The following is a 17576-nucleotide window of genomic DNA, read 5'->3' as shown; positions in this document are numbered from 1 at the left end:
TGTGACCGCTGCGACCGTGTGACAGTGACACACTGACACCGCGTTAATGACACCGTGCTTATGACCTCGCGTCTCCACCCCTTCACCGCGCTGACCGCCGCCGCCAGTGCTGCCGTCGTCACGACGGCGGCTGCGTACTGGCCGCTGTCTGTCGCCGCGGCCCTCGCCGCAGTGTTCCTCGCGGTGCGCCGTGGAGTTGCGGGGCGCGTCCTGCCTGCCGCAGCGGTGATCCTGACGCCCCTGTGCCTGTCCCTGCTGGTGCTGCACGGCCTGTTCTTCCCCGAAGGCCAGACCGTGCTGGCCCAGTGGGGGCCGGCCAGGGTCACGGCCGAGGGCCTGGGCTTCGCGCTGGAGCTCGGAACGCGGACAACCGCCTGCGTCCTGGTTTTCCTGCTCTTTTCCTTCACCGTGAGCGTTCCCGACCTCGTCTCCGCCCTCGCCGGGAGCAGGATCCCGCCGCAGTTCGGCTTCGTCCTGGCCTCCACGCTCACCCTCCTGCCCGCCGTCGCGGTCCGCTTGGACCAGATCCGGCGGGCCCAGGAAACGCGCGGGATGGTGGTCGGGCGGGGCCTGCTGTCCCGCCTCGGCACCCTCCGCCTGCAGATGGTGCCGCTGGTCCTGGCCCTGATCGACGACGCCGGCAGCCGCGCCCAGGCGCTCGACGCCCGCGGCTTCGGCAGTCCGGGACCCCGCACCAGTTACCGCGAAGTCGCCGACCCGCCCGCCCAGCGGCGCTTCCGGGCTGTAGCCCTGGTGCTCGCGGCGGCCGCCGTCGCCGGGCGGATTGTGGCCTCCTGGCCTGCCGGAGCGCCGTCATGACGGCGACCACCCGGACGGCGCTGCAGATCCGGATCGAGGCGTTCACGTTCCACGGCGAGAACACCCCGGTGCTAAGCGGTGCGGCGATCTCGGTCACACCCGGCTCCCTGACCGCCGTCCTGGGCGGCTCCGGGAGCGGAAAGTCCACGCTGGGCAAACTCATGGCAGGCTGGCTCCGTGCCGGTTACGCGGGAGCATTCCGCGGCAGCCTGGAGCTCGAGGGCACCTTGCTGGAATTCCACGGCGCTCCCGACGATCCCCGGATCAATCCCGCCGAATGGTCCAGCCGCGTGGCCTTCGTCCCGCAGGACGCCGCCGCGATGCTCTCCTCGGTACGCGCCACAGTCGCCGAGGAGCTGGCCTTCGGCTTGGAAAACCGCGCGACGCCGCGGGACGACATGCTCCGCGCGGTGGAGCGCACCGCCGCGCGTACGGGACTCTCGGACCTGCTGGACCGGGATCCGGCCACGCTCTCCGGCGGAGAGCTGCGCAGGCTCGCTGTGGGCTGCGCCGTCATCGCGGAACCGGACGTACTCATCCTGGACGAGCCGCTGGCATCCCTGGACGCGGCCGGAGCCGCGCAGGTTGAGGACCTGGTCCGCAGCCTCCGCGGCACGGGGACCGGCGTCGTCCTGCTGAGCCAGGCGGCGGACCGCCTCGCCGGCGAAGCCACGCACTGGACAGTACTCGACGGCGGGACCGTCACCGCCGCGGGAACGCCGGCGCAGTTGGCGGGCTCGGCCGAGTTGGAGCGCGCGGGTGTGATTGGCGTAGGCGGCCCCGGCGTTGGTGGCCCTGGTGTATCTGGCCCCGGCGTCCTTGGGCCTGGTGTTGCCGCCGGAGCCCGCGGTCCTGCTATCAATGACGAGATTCTCAGTCCGGTCCCTGTGGCGGCGCCCGGCCCCGGGCCGGCATCGCTGGAATTGCGCGGGGTAGGGTTCGGCTACGGCCCGGACCCGCGGCACCGAGGCGCCCCCGCGCAGGCCCGGGTCCTCCACGACGTGGACTTTGCCGTGGACCCGGGCGAGATCATCGCCGTGACCGGGCCCAACGGCGCCGGCAAGTCGACGCTGCTGCGTCACTTCAACGGGCTGCTCCGGCCCTCGGAGGGGGACGTGCGGGTCTGCGGGCGCAGCATTGCCGGCGTGCCGGTGGGAACTGTCGCGGCCTCCATGGGCCTGTTGTTCCAGCACCCCCGGGACCAGCTGTTCGAACGGACCGTCCTGCGGGAAGCCGCATTCGGACTCCGGCAGCTGGTCGGGAAAGCCGAAGCCGAGGACAGGGCCCGGGCGGCGCTGGCCGCGGTGGGACTGTCCGGTACCGAGGCGGCCCACCCGGCCGAATTGTCTGCCTCCCGGCAGCGTCTGCTCGCCCTGGCCACGGTCCTGGCCCGCGATCCGGCAGTGTTGGCCCTGGACGAGCCCACCGTGGGGCTGGACCGGCACGGCCTCGAGGCGCTGCGGTCCGCCGTCGTCCGCGCCGCCGCGCGGGGCGCCGCCGTCGTCATGGTCACCCATGACCTGGCCTACGCCCGGATGAACGCGCACCGCGTCCTGGAACTCAACGACGGCCGGCTGCGCGAGGTCTGACGCCGGCCGTGTTTGCCTATTCCCGTTCGAGCGAGCGATCCCTGCACACGCTCTCCACTAGATCCGCGAGCTCATCTACGCCGCGGGAGGCGCGTATCGCTGTGCCGATCCGGCTGCTTGCTTCCCGGTAGGAGCTGTTGGACAGGACGGTCCGGACGGCCTTGGCGACGGTCTCGGGGGTGGCCCGGTTGGTGCGGAGGTTGATGCCGGTGCCGGACCAGGCCACGCGGGCGCATACTTCGGTCTTGTCCTCCGTCCGACCAGCCACGACTAGGGGCACGCCGTGCCGCAGCGCGAACTGCACCCCGCCGTATCCGCCGTTGGTGACCAGGACGTCGGTCCTGGGGAGCAGCTCGTCGTAGGGCAGGTAGGAGCCGACGCGGACGTTCTCGGGCAGCGGGCCGGAGAGCGCCTCCACGGGGCGGCCGCCGGTGGTGACCACCACCAGGACGTCGTCCTGCGCCAGCCCTTCGATGGTGGGGCGGACCAGGTCATCAAAATCCCTGTTGGCAACGGTGCCCTGGGTGACATGGACAACGGGGCGGCCGGCGTCGAGTTCGGCCCACCACGCGGGAAGCTCGGCCTCGGGCGTCCCGCCTGCACTGCCCGTTTCGCCTGCACGGCCTGTACTGCCCGTCGCGTCTGTGGTGCTCTTCCCGCCCTGGGACACCGGGCCCACAAAGTGGACCGTCCCGGGGAGGTCGGAGCGCGGGTATTCAAAGTCCGCAACGGTGAACTGGGCGATATGGTCCGCGGCGCGCGGCCAGTCCATGAAGAAGGTCGGGAAGGGGGAGCCGGTGACATCCCTGGAGATGGCATTGGCATATTTCTGCACAGGGCCGAAGACCACTTTTTCGGTCAAGGCCTGCATGGCCCAATTTCGCGCCCGGCCGGGCAACCCCGGCATCGGCTCGATGCCCAGCCCGTACGGGGCGGTATCGCGGCTGGCGAGGCTGAGCGGAACGATTCCGCAGTTGATGACCGCCGGACGGTTGGCCGCCGGCCCGGCCAGCAGCAGCGCGGCACCCATGAACAATGATTCGGCCAGGACGGCATCGACGCGGCGTTCCGCGGATGCCGCCAGGATGGCCTGGTATTGGGCCTTCCCCGGGCGCATGAAGATCTCCTGGATATCGAAGCGAATCCCCTTTGGCCCCTTCAAGCCGACGCGGCCTGGGAAGGCGGCGTCCAGGCTGGTGTCATCGAAATCTGCCTCCGGGGGCAGCCGGATGAACGCGGCGCCGGTCCGGGACACCTGGCGTTCGAAGCGCTTGCCGGTGAGGAAGCGGACGTCATGTCCGTGTTCGACGAGGCCCGCCGCAACTGCAAGCATCGGCGCGACGTGGCCGACCAAAGGGCTGGAGCAGACGAGTACCGATGCCATGGTGTCTCCTTATTGAGTGAGTGCGTTGCATCAGTGTTCATTACTGTGGGACAGTAGTCAATATGGCAATTGAAACTTCCCGTCCGAGGCGCTACCGGTCCGCATTGCGCGAAGAGCAGGCTTCCGCCACGCGCCAACGCGTGCTCGAAGCGGCCGGCCGCTGCTTTGCGGCGAAGGGGTTCACGGCAACGACGCTGGGTGCCATCGCGGCCGACGCCGGTGTTTCCGTTGAAACGGTCCAGGGCCACGGGCCCAAGAAGCGGCTGCTGCTGGCTGCCCTGGAGGCGGCGTCAGCCGGCGAGGACGGCGGGCGGTCCATCCTCGAAGTGCCGGAGGCGCAAGCCGTGCTGGCCGAGGAGGACGCCCGCGCCGGACTGCTTGGTCTGGCCTCCTTCGCTGCGGAACTCAACGGCAGGATCGGGCGCCTGTGGCAGGCCATGGCGGCCGCGGCGCAAGGCGACCCGGAGATCGCGTCGGCGCATGCCGGCTTGCAGGAGCGTATCCGGACGGACTTCCGCAAGGTCGCCGGAGCGCTGCAGCAGCGCGGCGGGCTGCGGTCGGATGTTCCGCTGGAAGAGGTGGCCTTGACGCTGTGGCTTCTGACCTCCCCGTACCAATATGAGCACCTCGTGGTGCAGGCCGGCTGGACGCCGCAGCGGTACCTCGCCTGGCTGCAGCGGGCACTTCTCGAGGCCGCGCTGGCGCCCGGAAAATAAGCTCCGTGCTGGCACCAACGAAAGCGGCGCCGCCCCCCGGACCAAAGTCCAGGCAGCGGCGCCACAAGGCGCGACCGATGTAGGCGGCTTTAGGCCGGTTCGGACGCCACGCCCGGCGCCAGGAATTTCTTCCCAGTGACCCGCTCCGAGGCGCCCACCCGGTCCAGGTACGGGGTAATGCCGCCCAGGAACATCGGCCAGCCCGCGCCAAGGATCATGCAGAGGTCGATGTCCTCGGGGCCGGCCACGACGCCCTCCTCGAGCATGAGCCCAATTTCTTCCGCCAGCGCGTCCTGCGTCCGGCGCAGCACCTCCTCGCCGGTGGACGGTGTGCTGCCGAAGGACATCAGCGCCAGGGTTTCGGAAGGAATGAACGGCTTGCCGTCCGGACCCGGCACCGGTGTCCCGTTCTGAACGGCCCAAATGGACGTCACGCCGTTGTCGATCAGCGCCTGCAGGTTGCTCGAAACCCTGAAGCGGTCCCCGAACGCCGCATGCAGCGATTCCTGGACGTGCTGGGCCACGGGAAGGCCCACCATGGCACCGAGCACAAAGGGAGTCATGGGCAGGCCCATCGGCCGCAGCGCGTTGTCCGCCACTTCCGCGGGCGTGCCCTCGTCGAAGGCCGCGGTGACTTCACCCATGAGGCGGAGCAATACGCGGTTGACCACGAACGCCGGGGCGTCCTTGACCAGCACAGCAGACTTTTTGAGCCCCTTGGCGAGCTCGAACGCGGTGGCCAGCACGGCGTCGTCGGTCTTCGGCGCGCGCACAATCTCCAGCAGCGGCATCACGGCCACTGGGTTGAAGAAGTGGAAGCCCACCAGGCGCTCGGGGTGCTCCAGGTCCTCCGCCATCGCCGTCACGGACAGCGAGGACGTATTCGTCGCGAGGATGCACTCTGCCGAGACGATCGCCTCGACTTCCTTGAAGACCTGCTTCTTGACGTTGAGTTCCTCAAAGACCGCCTCAATGACAAAGTCGGCGTCGGCGAAGGCCTCCTTGGAAACAGATCCCGTGACGAGCGCGCGGGTGCGGTTGGCGGCGTCGGGGCTGATCCGGCCCTTCGCCAGGAGCTTGTCCACCTCGGCGTGGACGTAGCCCACTCCCTTATCCACACGGGCCTGGTCAATGTCCGTCAGCACAACCGGAACCTTGAGCTGGCGGGCGAAGAGCAGGGCCAGCTGGCTCGCCATCAGCCCGGCGCCCACGACGCCGATCTTCGTCACCGGACGGGCGAGCTTGCGGTCCGGGGCGCCGGCGGGACGCTTGGAGCGCCGCTGCACGAGGTCCAGGAAGGCGTAGACGGTGGAGCGGAACTCGTCGGTCTGCATGAGGTCCGCCAGCGTCTGGCATTCGAGCTCAGCGGATTGCGCCTGGGTCAGGGTGCGGTTGGCTTCCATGACGTCCAGGACCTTGGCCGGCGCCGGTGAGGCGTTGGAGGTCTTGGCCTCCACGAAGGCCCGGCCCTTGGCGACGGCGGCCGCCCAGCGTGCGGCCACCTCCGGAGCGGACGGGTCCACGGCGTTTGCCCGCTCCGGCGCCACGGCGCCGGCAATGACTTTCGCGGCCCACGCCAGGGACTGTTCCACAAAGTCGGCCGGTTCAAACATCGCGTCCGCCATGCCGAGCTCGTAGGCCTGCGGCCCGGTGAGGGTGCGGTTGTTGGTCAGCGGGTTTTCGATCATGACCCTGAGGGCGTTCTCCGGCCCGATCAGCCGCGGCAGGATATAGACCCCGCCCCAGCCCGGGATGAGCCCGATGAACGCCTCGGGCAGGGCCAGGGCTCCGGCGCCGGTGGAGACCGTGCGGTAGGTGGACTGCAGTGCGATCTCCAGGCCGCCGCCGAGGGCAAGGCCGTTGATGAACGCGAAGCTCGGCACGCCCAGGCTGGCCAGGGTGGAGTAGACGTCGTGGCCGAGCTGGGCCATCCACAGGCCCTGCTCGCGTCCGCTGACCGACTTGACCGTGGACAGGTCGGCGCCGGCCACCAGGAAGTACGGCTTGCCGGTGACGCCGACGCCGGCAATCTCGCCGCGGGCGGCGCGTTCCTTTAGCCCTTCCAAGACCGTGCCGAGCTCGATCAGGGTGTTGGGTCCGAGCGTGGTGGGCTTGGAGTGGTCCAGGCCGTTGGAGAGGGTGACCAGTGCAAAGGTGCCGGGGCTGTTGCCGTCGACGGCCGGCAGCTCGATGTCCTGGACATAGGAGTGGGTGACCGTCTCGTTCGGGAAGAGGTCGGCAAGCTTGCGGAAATCAGCGGCGCTCATGCTGTGGCTCCAGTCTGGGTGGTCGTGGTCTCTGCCTGGCGTGCTTCGGTGTCGTGGGCTTCGGTGACGTGTGCTTCGGCGCCGTAGTCCTCGTGATGCGGGTTCTCCCAGATTACGGTGGCGCCCATTCCCAGGCCGATGCACATCGTGGTCATGCCAAAGCGGACCGAGGGGTCCTCCTCGAACTGCCGGGCCAGCTGGTTCATCAGCCTGACCCCCGAGGACGCCAGCGGGTGCCCGACGGCGATCGCGCCGCCGTAGCGGTTGACGCGGGGGTCGTCGTCGGCGATCCCGAAGTGGTCCAGGAAGCTGAGGACCTGGACGGCGAAGGCCTCGTTGATTTCGAAGAGGCCGATGTCCCCGATGCCGAGTCCGGCGTTCTTGAGGGCCTTTTCGGTCGCTGGGACCGGGCCGATGCCCATGACCTCGGGTTCCACGCCGGCGAAGGCGTAGGCGACCAGGCGCATCCTGACCGGCAGTCCGAGTTCCTCGGCGGCATCCGCGGAGGCCAGCAGGGCTGCCGTTGCGCCATCGTTCAGGCCCGCGGCGTTGCCCGCAGTGACCCGGCCGTGGGCGCGGAACGGGGTCTTGAGGGCCGCCAGGTCCCCGAGTGAGGTTCCGGGGCGCGGGGGTTCGTCCACGGTGTTGACGGTCCAGCCCCGGCCCGGCTTCATCGTGGCGACGGGCACGAGGTCGGGCTGGATCTGGCCGTTGGCGTAGGCGGTGGCGAGCTTGTCCTGCGAGGCGACGGCATAGGCGTCGGTACGGTCCTTGGTGATGGCCGGGAAGCGGTCGTGCAGGTTCTCGGCCGTGTTGCCCATGTTGAGGGCGGCGGGGTCCACGATCCGTTCGGACATGAAGCGCGGGTTGGGGTCCGTGCCGGCGCCCATCGGGTGGTTGCCCATGTGTTCGACGCCGCCGGCGATCACGACGTCGTACGCGCCGAAGCCGATGCCGCTCGCCGTCGTGGTTACGGCGGTCATGGCGCCGGCGCACATGCGGTCGATCGCGAAGCCGGGCACGGACCGGGGGAGTCCGGCCAGCAGGGCGGCGGTGCGGCCGATCGTCAGGCCCTGGTCGCCGGTCTGGGTGGTGGCGGCGATCGCGACCTCGTCGATCCGGTCGGCCGGAAGCGAGGGGTTGCGGCGCATGAGTTCGCGGATGCACTTGACCACGAGGTCGTCGGCGCGGGTGCCGGCGTAGATGCCTTTTTCGCCCGCGCGGCCGAACGGGGTGCGGACGCCGTCGACAAAGACGACCTCGCGAATGACGCGGGGACCCGCGGTGCGGGGGCTCGCGCTGCTGGGTTTTCCGCTGCTGGCTTTTCCGCTGCTCGGGTGCTGGCTCACGTGTTACTCCTCATTGAGACATGGTTGCCGGAACCCGTCCTGTGGCAGGGCTTGCCACAGGCGGGAGGGATCCGAACGACATCATGAATAATGTTACTCGCCAGTAACATAGCTGGCAAGGAGGAGAGGGGCGGCCCCGGAAAGTCCTGCTAGACCGTGGAGCCCGATGGCGCCTGGGCGGGGGCCTTGGGCTCCTTCGCGGGCAACGGCGCGGGGTGCAGGAAGGCCTCGGCAATGAGCGGAGCAGTAATTTCGATCTGCCACTGGCGCGCCCCGAGGTTCGCCAGTTCCTCGGCCACACCTTCCTCGCTGAGCTCTGCCGGCGGACGCCACGCGACCCGCCGAAGGTAGTCGGGAGTCAGCAGGTTTTCCACCGGCAGGTTCAGTTCCTCGGCCCTGGCCTGGAGTTTCGGGCGGGCGGTGGCCAGCCTGGCGGCCGCCTCCGGGTCCCGGTCCGCCCAGACGCGGGGAGGCGGGGGAGCGTTGGTGGGCAGGTGCAGCGGCGGCAGGTCCTCAAGTGCCCTGGCCAGGCCGATACAGCGCAGCCAGCGGGGTGCCTCGCGCTGGGCGGCGCGGCCGTGGAAGCCCTTGGTGCCGAGGAGCTGGGGGACCGTGGAGGGCATCGCCTTGGCGGCGGAGACGAGGGCAGAGTCGGGGATCAGCCGGCCGGGGGCGACGTCGCGCTTCTGGGCCAGAGAATCGCGTTCCAGCCACAGTTCCCGCACTGCGGCCAGTTGGCGGCGGTCGCGGATTTGGTGCAGTCCGGACGTCTTGCGCCACGGATCAACGCGAGGCGGGGCCTGTCCGGCCTCGAGGATGGCGGCGAATTCCTGCTCGGCGTATTCCAGCTTTTCGTCCGCCACGAGGAGTTCGATCAGTTCCTCGCGGAGTTCGGTGAGGACTTCGACGTCGAGCGCCGCATAGCGCAGCCAGGGTTCCGGCAGGGGGCGGGTGGACCAGTCGGCGGCGGAGTGTTCCTTCGCCAGGCCGAAGCCCAGGAGCTGTTCGATGACGGCGGCGAGGCCCACCCGGGGCAGCCCGGCCAGGCGCGCGGCGAGCTCGGTGTCGAAGAGCTTGTCCGGCCACATGCCGAGTTCGGACAAGCAGGGCAGGTCCTGGCTGGCGGCGTGGAGGATCCATTCGACGCCGCGCAATGCGTCATTGATGATGCTCAGGTCCCCGAAGGGTTCTGGATCGATCAGCCAGGTCCCGGAGCCTTCGCGCCGGATCTGGACCAGGAAGGCGCGCTGGCCGTAGCGGAAGCCCGAGGCCCGCTCCGCATCCACGCCTGCAGGGCCGTGGCCGGCTGCGAGGGCTGCGGCGCAGCGTTCGAGTCCGGACTGGGTTTCAATGACCAGCGGCACGCCGTCGCGGGGAACGTCGAGGTCGATCACTTCAGGGACCAGGCTGTCGAAGCCTTCCACTGTGATGTGGGCTGTGGTGTCAGCGGCCTCGGCCGTATTGCGAATGGCGCCGGCCGTGCTGATTTCCGGATTCTGAGGGGTCATGGTCTCTACAGTTTACCGACAACATGGCGGCTAAGGCCGTGACCGTGGCCGAACAGCCGCCTCATGCGTGTCCGCGGGGGCGCCGGGGAAGGGCCGTCACGCCCTCGGGCAGCGGCGGCAGTCCGGCGAAGGTGCAGACCATGTCCGACCACGCCTCCAGGTGCGCGGTGATGTCCGGGGTGGCCGGGGTCCAGGAGGCCCGGAGCTCAATGTCGATTGAATTGGGCCGGTCCGATAACGTTCCAAAGCTCTCCGAGAGCACCCTGGTGGCGGTGCCGCCGGCGGAGCGGTACGGCGCCCGATGGTTATCCAGCGCCTCGACCAGCCACGTCCACGCCACGGACCCGAGGAGTTCGTCGTTGCCCATCTCGGGCTCCAGCTGGGCACGGATGTAGGTGACGATCCGGAACTCCCCGTCCCACACGGCGGAGCCGTCGGGATCGTGGAGCAGAATAAAGCGGCCTGTGGCCAGTTCGATGTCGTCACTGCCGGACGCCCGTGCCAAGGCCGCGGCAGCCGGGCCGTGGACCGGCCCGCCGGCGGGGGGCTCGCCCGGTCCGATCACCTCGGCCCCCAGGGCCACCGCGAACGGCGCCAGCCGCGACGGGGCCGGAATTTCGTCCAGGTGCAGCTCGCTGCGGCAGCGTGCCTGCCGAAGGGTCCCCAGGGCGAAGAGGAAATCTGCCGGAACCTGATCGAGGGAGCTCACCTTGGAAGGTTATGCACCGGCCAGGCCCCTGCCCGGCAGGCTCGCCGCCGGGCAGGGGAAGCCGTGCAGGGCTCAGGCGGCGGCGAGCTCGCGCTTGATGGCCGCAATGAACGAATCAACGTCTTCCTCGGTGGTGTCGAAGGAACACATCCAGCGGACCTCGCGGGCCGCCTCGTTCCAGTCGTAGAAGCGGAAGGACTTGCGCAGCCGGTCCGCGACACCGGCAGGCAGGACGGCGAACACGCCGTTGGACTCGGTCTTCTGGCTCAGTTCGACGCCGGGGATGCCCTCGACGCCGGCGCGCAGCCGGGCGGCCATGGCATTGGCGTGCGCGGCCGACCGCAGCCACAGGTCACCCTCGAGGAGGGCAATGAACTGGGCGGACATGAACCGCATCTTGGACGCCAGCTGCATGTTCATCTTGCGCAGGTAGACCAGGCCGTGGGCGGCTTCGGGGTTCAGGGCAACCACAACCTCGCCGAACAGCAGGCCGTTCTTCGTGCCGCCGAAGGAGAGGATGTCCACGCCGGCGTCGCGGGTGAACGCCCGCAGCGGGACGCCCAGGTGCGCGGCGGCGTTGGCCAGCCGGGCGCCGTCCATGTGCAGTTTCATGCCCTTCGCGTGGACATGCTCCGCGATGGCCCGGACCTCGTCCGGCGTGTAGCAGGTACCGAGCTCGGTGGTCTGGGTGATGGATACGGCCAGCGGCTGGGCGCGGTGCTCATCGCCCCAGCCCCAGGCTTCCTGGTCGATCAGTGCAGGCGTGAGCTTGCCGTCATTGGTCGGGACCTGCAGCAGCTTGATGCCGCCGATCCGCTCCGGTGCGCCGTTTTCGTCCATGTTGATGTGCGCCGTGGAGGCACAGACGACGGCTCCCCAGCGCGGCAGCAGCGACTGCAGGGACAGGACGTTGGCGCCGGTGCCGTTGAACACCGGGAAGCACTCGATGCCTTCACCGAAGTGCTCTTCCATCAGCTGCTGCAGGCGCGCGGTGTAGTCGTCTTCGCCGTAAGAGACCTGGTGGCCTTCGTTGGCGGCGGCCAAGGCCGCGAGAACCTCCGGGTGCACGCCGGAATAGTTGTCCGAGGCGAAACCGCGGACGGAAGGATCGTGGAGCCGCACCGTAGTGCTGGCAGGGACAGTTTCAACTGTGCTGGTCATCGTTTTGCTCACGCTTTCAGTCTAAGAGGTCGGGCCGCGGCGGCTAAGCCCGGGGCACCGCGGCGGCTAAGTCCGGGCCACTGGGTCCGGGCCAGTTCAGCGGCTGAGCAGCAGCCGCTGGCCGTTCAGCTCGCTGGCGGGAGTGCTGAAGAGCCCGGTTGCGGCAGCCGCGAGGTCTGCCACGTCCGTGAAGCCCGGGAACGACCGTTCCGGGGCCTTGGCCCGCATTTCCGCATTGACGAGCGCCTTCACCACGAGGATGGCGGCGGCGCTGCGCAGCTCTGGGTTTTCGGGCTTCGTGCTTTCCTGCTTCGTGCTTTCATGCTCGGGGGCGCCGGCGGTCGCGGCGTGGGCACGCCGGAAGCCGTCCGCGACCGCCAGCGTCCAGGCTTCCGCGGCGGCCTTGGCCGCGGCGTAGCTGGCGCCGCCCGCCGTCGGGGAGCTCACGGCCGTGGAGGACACCATGGCGAAGCGTCCGGTGTCCGACGCGGCGAGGTCGTCGAAGAAGACGCGCGTGACGTTCCGCAGCGTCGTGATGGCATTGCGTTCCAGGAAGTCCCAGTCGTCGTCGCTCTGGTCCGTGATGCCTTTCGCGCCGCGCCAGCCGCCCACCAAGTGGATGACGCCGTCGACGTTTCCGGCCATGCCGGCAACGCTCGCCCGCAAGGCCTTTACGTCCGCCAGGCTCGCGAGGTCGCTCACAAGCGCGGTGACGCCGCCACCGGCTTCGGCGGCGGCGGCCTCGATCCGGGCGTCATTAGAACCCACGGTGAAGACCCTGTGGCCGGCGTCGCGAAGGGCACGGGCCGTTGCGATCCCGGACGGCCCGCTGCCGCCCGTGACCAGAACGTTCAAGGTGCGTCCGTTGCTCATCCGGCGTTCAGGGCCTGGGCGCCGCTGTTGGTGTCTGAGGACCCGGTGATGCCTGCAGTGGATTCGATGACGGGCCGCATCTTCTTCTCCAGCGCCTCGTAGAACATGGAGAGCGGGAACTCGTCGTCGAGGACCTGGTCCGTGAGGCCCCGGGGCGGGCCGTCCAGGGGGAGGGCGTCCGGACCCTTGGCCCAGACCGAGGCCGGGTTGGGCGTGACCGTTCCGGAAATGAGCTCGTAGGCGGCGAGCCAGTGGGCCATCTTGGGACGGTCGATCGAGCGCCAGTACAGTTCCTCGATCTTCGCGCCGAGTTCAACCACGACGCCGGCAGCCTCGTCCCAGTCGATGCTGAGTTTGCTGTCGGTCCAGTGCAGGACGTGGTGCTGGTGCATCCAGGCGAAGAGCAGCTGGCCGCCGAGGCCGTCGTAGTTGCGGACGCGGGTGCCGGTGATGGCGAAGCGGAAGATGCGGTCGAAGATCACGGCGTACTGGACAAGCTTGGCGTGGCGGCGTGCCTCCGGGTCAGCGTCCTCGTCCTTCTCGATCCTCACCGACTCGCGGAAGGCGGTGAGGTCGCAGCGCAGTTCCTCGAGCGAGTAGAGGAAGAACGGCATGCGCTGCTTGATCATGAAGGGGTCGAAGGGCAGGTCGCCGCGCATGTGGGTGCGGTCGTGGATGAGGTCCCACATGACAAAGGTTTCCTGCGTCAGCTCCTGGTCCTCGAGCAGCCCGGCGGCGTCCTCGGGCAGCTGCAGGGAAGTGATCTCGGCGGCGGCGCGCAGGACGCGGCGGAAGCGGGCGGCCTCGCGGTCGGCGAAGATCGCGCCCCACGTGAACGTCGGGGTCTCGCGGACGGCGACGGTTTCGGGGAAGAGGACGGCGGAATTGGTGTTGTAGCCCGGGGTGAAGTCGAGGAAGCGGATCGGGACGAACAGCTTGTTGGAGTATTCGCACTGCTCCAGGCCGCCGACGAACTCGGGCCAGATGACCTCGATCAGCAGGGCCTCGACAAGTCGGCTGCTGCTGCCGTTCTGGGTGTACATCGGGAACACGACGAGGTGCTGGAGTCCGTTGACCCGGTGCTGCTGCGGCTGGAACGCCTGCAGGGAATCCAGGAAGTCCGGCACGCCAAAGCCGCCATCGGCCCATCGGCCGAAGTCGGTGACGAGCAGTTCGAGGTAGCGGGCGTCGTGCGGGAAGGACGGGGCCAGGGCCGAGACCGCTGCGGTGATGGTTCCGACGTATCCGGCCGCGGCTTCGTGGGCTTCGGCATCCGGCACGGAACCGTCCTGGATCTGGAGGGTCTGCAGTGCGGTGGCGGCAGCCTTGAGCCGCAGCCATTCCTGGTTGCTGGCCGTGATCGGGGCGGGGGCGGTAAGAGCGGTCGTGGTCATCGTCGACGGTCGCCTTTCTGGTTGCTGTGGAGCGTGTCGCTGGATCTAAATCGAGCGTAGCAAGCAAACAGATGCTCTAATGCAAAATTGCCTCGAGCATAAGAAAGTCTGGGGCAAGTGATTCTGAAAAGCCGTTCCAGCGGAAGAAGAGGAAGGGCTGCCTGCTACTGCCCGGCGTCGTCCGCGGGAACGAGCTTCAGGGAGACCGAGTTGATGCAGTACCGCTGGTCCGTGGGGGTGCCGTAGCCCTCGCCGTCGAACACGTGTCCCAGGTGGGAATCGCACGTGCCGCAGCGAACTTCCACCCGGTCCATGCCCATGGTGCGGTCATGGATGTAGCGCACGGTACCCTCGGCGAGCGGCGCCCAGAAGGACGGCCAGCCGCAGTGCGAGTCGAACTTTTCATTGCTGGTGAAGAGTTCGCTGCCGCAGGCCCGGCACTGGTAGACGCCCCGGGTGTGGGTGTCCCAGTATTCGCCGGTGTACGGCCGCTCGGTGCCGGCCTGGCGGAGCACGCGGTACTCTTCGGGCGTGAGTTCCTCGCGCCACTGGGCATCGGTCTTTTCGACCGGCTTTTGGGCGGTCGTCTGTCCACCCGAGGGCTGTTCAAGCGGCGAAGCGGCAGGCGCCGCGTCGGGGTCAGCGGCCGGCACTGCGGAGGGCATGGATTTGGACCTGTTAAAGATACTCATAGCCTCAATAACGCTCAGGAGTCCCCGATAAATCCCGAACCGGCGTACAGATGCAGGACGGGCAGGCCCAGCTTGTCCTGTGCCTTGGTGGCCCAGTCGGTGTGGAAGGTGTCTGCGACAGCGTGCGGGCGCGTGATGACCACAGCCTGGCCGGCGCTGAGTTCCTTGACCTTGGCAACCAGGCCGTCGACGGCCTTGCCCTCGACGACTTCGCCCGAGACGCCGCCGCCCAGGCCGGCCAGTGCGGCCAGCGAAGCGGCCAGGGTGTCGGCGGCTTCGGCCCGCTCCTCGGCGGGGTCAGAATGTGCCGTCAGTTCACGGAAGGCTTTGGCGATTTCAAGCAAGGAAAGGTTTTCCAGGAAATCCACCACCAGGTGACGCTCGGTGTTGGCCGGCACCAGGATCAGCAGGGGCGCATCACCGCCGGCAATCAGGGTTTCAATATTGACGCGGTCATCCGCACCGAGGGGCTCTTCTGTCAAAATGACGATTGGATCACTCATGACCCCAGCCTAGTCGCGCTCGTGTTGCCCCGCATGGTTGTGTCCCGGGGAGCCCGGCGTGTCCAGGCCGGCGGCCGTGCTGCAGAACCGTGCCAATGCCATGGTCGGGCTGCGGTTCAGTCAGAATGGTGCCATGGCATCCTCCTTGCGCCTCCGCCCGGACCTCCGCCCGGACCTCCGCCCGGACCTTCGCCGGACCGCTGCCCGCGGAACAGCAGTTCCCGTTGCGGCGGGCCCTGGCGCCGCCCCGTCCGGAAGCGCCAAGTGGGCGCTGGGGGGCATCATCGGCGGCAGCGCCGCTGCGGGCGTGCTGGCCGCCGGGTCCTCCGCCCTCGCGCTTTATTTCGCCCGCCGCGTCATCACCCCGGCCCGGTTCCGCGCAGAGGACCAGGAAGTCCTGGCCGTCATCCGCGAGGGGCGCGCCCTGCAGGTCATTCTCGCCGCCACCCAGGATTCCACGGTGGACGGGGTCTACGGTTTCTTCTTCGATGGCGGCCGCGGCCATGCGCGGATCGGCCGGATCCTGTCCTACTCGCCGGCCGAACGCACCGTGCTGCGCGAGGTCGAGCACGTCTACAGCGGGGACATTGCCACCGCCCGGCGCGGCTGGTGGAGCGGAGCGGCCTATCCGGATCCGGCCGCATTGGGGCTGCCCGTGGAGGACGTGCTGATCGACGTCGATGCCGGGACCGCGCCGGCCTGGCTGGTCCGCGCCACGGCGGCGGCGGAGGATTTGGCCCCGGACGTCTGGGCGATCATGGTGCACGGGCGCGGCGCCACCCGGCAGGAGGGCCTCAGGGCCCTCCGGACCGCCCGGGAGTTGGGCATGTCCAGCCTGCTGATCTCCTACCGAAACGACGGCCTGGCCCCGTCAGCCAGCGACGGGCGCTACGGACTGGGCTCGACTGAATGGCGCGACGTCGAGGCCGCCATCGGCTATGCCCTGGAACAGGGCGCCCGCGAGGTAGTCCTGTTCGGCTGGTCGATGGGCGGCGCGATCTGCCTGCAGACGGCTGACCTCTCCCGGCACCGCCACCTGATCCGGGCGATGGTCCTGGACGCGCCGGTGATCAACTGGGTCAACGTGCTGGCCCACCACGCGGAGCTGAACCGGATCCCGTCGTCCGTGGGCCGCTACGGACAGCTGATGCTTAGCCACCGCCTCGGCCGGCGGCTGACCGGGCTGGCCGCGCCCGTTGACTTCAAGGCGATGGACTGGGTTTCGCGGGCCGTGGAGCTGCGGACGCCGACCCTCATTGTGCACAGCGTGGACGACGAATACGTGCCTTTCGGGCCGTCCGCCGCGCTGGCCGAGAAGAATCCGGAGATGGTCACGTTCGAGCCTTTCGACAGGGCCCTGCACACCAAGGAATGGAATGTGGATCCGGAGCGCTGGGAGCGGCAGGTCGTGGCCTGGCTTCGGCAGCAGCTGGCGCCCCGTGCCAACCCCGGCGACCAGGAGCCGGCGGCCGGGAACGCCACACCCAACTAGCAGTTCACGGCAGTGTTTCGCATGAAGACTGCCATGATCTGTCGTGTCGTCAAGGACGGCGGTCAGTCGCGCCGGGTCCCGATCCTGGCGGTGCGGGCAGCCGTGAGCCGGATGAGCTCGGCCGGATCCAGTTCGATGTCCAGGCCACGCCGTCCGCCCGAAACGAGGATGGTCTCCAGCTCCAGGGCACTGTCATCCACCACCGTGGGGGAGGGCTGGCGCTGCCCGAGCGGTGAGATGCCCCCGAGCACGTATCCGGTCCGCCGCTGCGCCGCGGCCGGGTCCGCCATCTCTGCCTTCTTGCCGCCCAAGGCTGCGGCCATCGCCTTGAGGTCCAGGCTTCCGCTCACGGGCACGACGCCGACGGCGAGCCGGCCGTCGACGTCGACCATCAGTGTCTTGAAGACCCGGGCAGGGTCGACGCCGAGCACTTCCGCCGCTTCCAAGCCATAGCTGGCCACCGCGGGGTCATGTGTGTAGGGGTGGGCGACAAAGGGAACCCCGGCGGCCGCGAGTGCTGCGGTGGCCGGAGTTCCCTGCGACGGAAGTTTGCGGGCCATATCCTCTGGCTGTCCGGGCGTTAGGTCAGGACTGCGCCGGCAACTGCCGGGTTCCGGACGCGACGACTTTGCGCTTGATCCGGCCCAGCATGGCCGTCATCCCGCGCATTCGCAGAGGGGTGATGGCCCGGGTGAGGCCCAGCAGCTCGGGCATGTCGTCCGGGACGGCCAGGATTTCCGCGGCGCTGAGGCCGTCGAGTCCTTCATGGAGCACCCCTGCGAAGCCGCGGGTGGTCGGGGCTTCCCTGGGTGCCTTGAAGTAGAGCCGGACGCGTTCGGGCGCGACGCCGTCGGCCTGTTCCGTCTCGACGGTCAGGAAGAGCGGCGTCTGGCACTCCACTACCTGCTCCAACAGCTCCGGGTGGTCCCGGAGCCGCTCCGGAAGTTCCGGAAGTCCCTGCGAGAACTCGAGGAGCAACTGCAGCCGTTCTGCTTCGGTCAGGGCCTGGAAATCGTCGACAATGTCCGCCAGCGCGGCGGGGAGGGCTGAAGTATTCATCACTCCCAGCTTACGCACGCGCGACGATTGTGTCCCTGTCGCTGACAGTTCCGGTCCATGC

At 68.9% G+C, this 17576-nt stretch carries 16 protein-coding genes; 4 read left to right on the top strand and 12 right to left on the bottom strand.

Going from position 1 to position 17576, the window contains the following annotated elements; genetic code table 11:
- The first annotated feature begins 60 nt into the window (after positions 1 to 60).
- Together BLQ10_RS18815 and BLQ10_RS18810 are read left to right on the top strand one after the other, a co-directional pair.
- Positions 61 to 819 (top strand): energy-coupling factor transporter transmembrane component T, encoded by a 759-nt coding sequence (locus BLQ10_RS18815; RefSeq protein WP_091564534.1) that lies wholly within the window; start codon positions 61 to 63, stop codon positions 817 to 819.
- Positions 816 to 2408: an ABC transporter ATP-binding protein gene (locus BLQ10_RS18810; RefSeq protein ID WP_091564533.1), complete on the top strand. Its 1593-nt coding sequence runs from the start codon at positions 816 to 818 to the stop codon at positions 2406 to 2408. Before BLQ10_RS18815 ends, BLQ10_RS18810 begins: the two co-directional genes overlap by 4 nt.
- Positions 2409 to 2424: 16 nt before the next feature.
- Here BLQ10_RS18810 and BLQ10_RS18805 read toward each other — a convergent pair whose 3' ends face one another.
- Complete coding sequence (locus BLQ10_RS18805) at positions 2425 to 3792, bottom strand: nucleotide disphospho-sugar-binding domain-containing protein (protein ID WP_091564532.1); 1368 nt, start codon at positions 3790 to 3792, stop codon at positions 2425 to 2427.
- 62 nt (positions 3793 to 3854) lie between these two features.
- On the opposite strand from BLQ10_RS18805, the gene BLQ10_RS18800 reads away from it, so the two are divergent.
- Positions 3855 to 4508 carry a TetR/AcrR family transcriptional regulator gene (locus tag BLQ10_RS18800; RefSeq protein WP_091564531.1) on the top strand — a complete coding sequence of 218 codons (654 nt, stop codon included), beginning with the start codon at positions 3855 to 3857 and terminating at the stop codon, positions 4506 to 4508.
- A gap of 89 nt (positions 4509 to 4597) precedes the next feature.
- Here the strand turns inward: BLQ10_RS18800 and BLQ10_RS18795 are convergent, their stop codons facing one another.
- From BLQ10_RS18795 to BLQ10_RS18755, 9 genes are all read right to left on the bottom strand, one after another.
- Positions 4598 to 6775 carry a 3-hydroxyacyl-CoA dehydrogenase NAD-binding domain-containing protein gene (locus BLQ10_RS18795; protein WP_091564530.1) on the bottom strand — a complete coding sequence of 726 codons (2178 nt, stop codon included), beginning with the start codon at positions 6773 to 6775 and terminating at the stop codon, positions 4598 to 4600.
- Complete coding sequence (locus BLQ10_RS18790) at positions 6772 to 8043, bottom strand: thiolase family protein (RefSeq protein ID WP_091564551.1); 1272 nt, start codon at positions 8041 to 8043, stop codon at positions 6772 to 6774. Before BLQ10_RS18790 ends, BLQ10_RS18795 begins: the two co-directional genes overlap by 4 nt.
- Before the next feature lie 230 nt (positions 8044 to 8273).
- A complete protein-coding gene (locus BLQ10_RS18785; RefSeq protein ID WP_091564529.1) occupies positions 8274 to 9632 on the bottom strand; it encodes an HRDC domain-containing protein in 1359 nt (452 codons plus the stop codon).
- A 61-nt stretch (positions 9633 to 9693) separates the two neighbouring features.
- Positions 9694 to 10341 carry a DUF3000 domain-containing protein gene (locus tag BLQ10_RS18780; RefSeq protein ID WP_091564528.1) on the bottom strand — a complete coding sequence of 216 codons (648 nt, stop codon included), beginning with the start codon at positions 10339 to 10341 and terminating at the stop codon, positions 9694 to 9696.
- A gap of 72 nt (positions 10342 to 10413) precedes the next feature.
- Positions 10414 to 11502: a threonine aldolase family protein gene (locus BLQ10_RS18775; RefSeq protein WP_091564527.1), complete on the bottom strand. Its 1089-nt coding sequence runs from the start codon at positions 11500 to 11502 to the stop codon at positions 10414 to 10416.
- A gap of 96 nt (positions 11503 to 11598) precedes the next feature.
- Positions 11599 to 12375 carry an SDR family NAD(P)-dependent oxidoreductase gene (locus BLQ10_RS18770; protein ID WP_091564526.1) on the bottom strand — a complete coding sequence of 259 codons (777 nt, stop codon included), beginning with the start codon at positions 12373 to 12375 and terminating at the stop codon, positions 11599 to 11601.
- Entirely contained in the window at positions 12372 to 13769 is a 1398-nt protein-coding gene (locus tag BLQ10_RS18765; protein WP_091564525.1) for a DUF6421 family protein, read from the bottom strand. The genes BLQ10_RS18770 and BLQ10_RS18765 overlap by 4 nt, the downstream gene beginning before the upstream one ends.
- A gap of 164 nt (positions 13770 to 13933) precedes the next feature.
- Positions 13934 to 14461 (bottom strand): peptide-methionine (R)-S-oxide reductase MsrB, encoded by a 528-nt coding sequence (msrB, locus tag BLQ10_RS18760; RefSeq protein WP_091564524.1) that lies wholly within the window; start codon positions 14459 to 14461, stop codon positions 13934 to 13936.
- Between the two features lie 14 nt (positions 14462 to 14475).
- Positions 14476 to 14964 (bottom strand): hypothetical protein, encoded by a 489-nt coding sequence (locus tag BLQ10_RS18755; protein WP_091564523.1) that lies wholly within the window; start codon positions 14962 to 14964, stop codon positions 14476 to 14478.
- A 133-nt stretch (positions 14965 to 15097) separates the two neighbouring features.
- Between BLQ10_RS18755 and BLQ10_RS18750 the strand changes: the two genes are divergently transcribed.
- Positions 15098 to 16456 (top strand): alpha/beta hydrolase family protein, encoded by a 1359-nt coding sequence (locus BLQ10_RS18750; RefSeq protein ID WP_091564550.1) that lies wholly within the window; start codon positions 15098 to 15100, stop codon positions 16454 to 16456.
- A 62-nt stretch (positions 16457 to 16518) separates the two neighbouring features.
- Here BLQ10_RS18750 and ybaK read toward each other — a convergent pair whose 3' ends face one another.
- Positions 16519 to 17016, bottom strand: coding sequence for a Cys-tRNA(Pro) deacylase (gene ybaK / locus BLQ10_RS18745; RefSeq protein WP_091564522.1), 498 nt, complete (start codon positions 17014 to 17016; stop codon positions 16519 to 16521).
- A 25-nt stretch (positions 17017 to 17041) separates the two neighbouring features.
- On the bottom strand, positions 17042 to 17515 hold the full coding sequence (locus BLQ10_RS18740; RefSeq protein WP_175558691.1) for a SufE family protein: 474 nt from the start codon (positions 17513 to 17515) through the stop codon (positions 17042 to 17044).
- Positions 17516 to 17576: the final 61 nt, after the last annotated feature.

This window comes from Arthrobacter sp. ok362 (genome assembly GCF_900102785.1).
Classification (GTDB): Bacteria; Actinomycetota; Actinomycetes; order Actinomycetales; family Micrococcaceae; genus Arthrobacter.
This window is presented reverse-complemented; position numbering and strand designations above follow the sequence as displayed.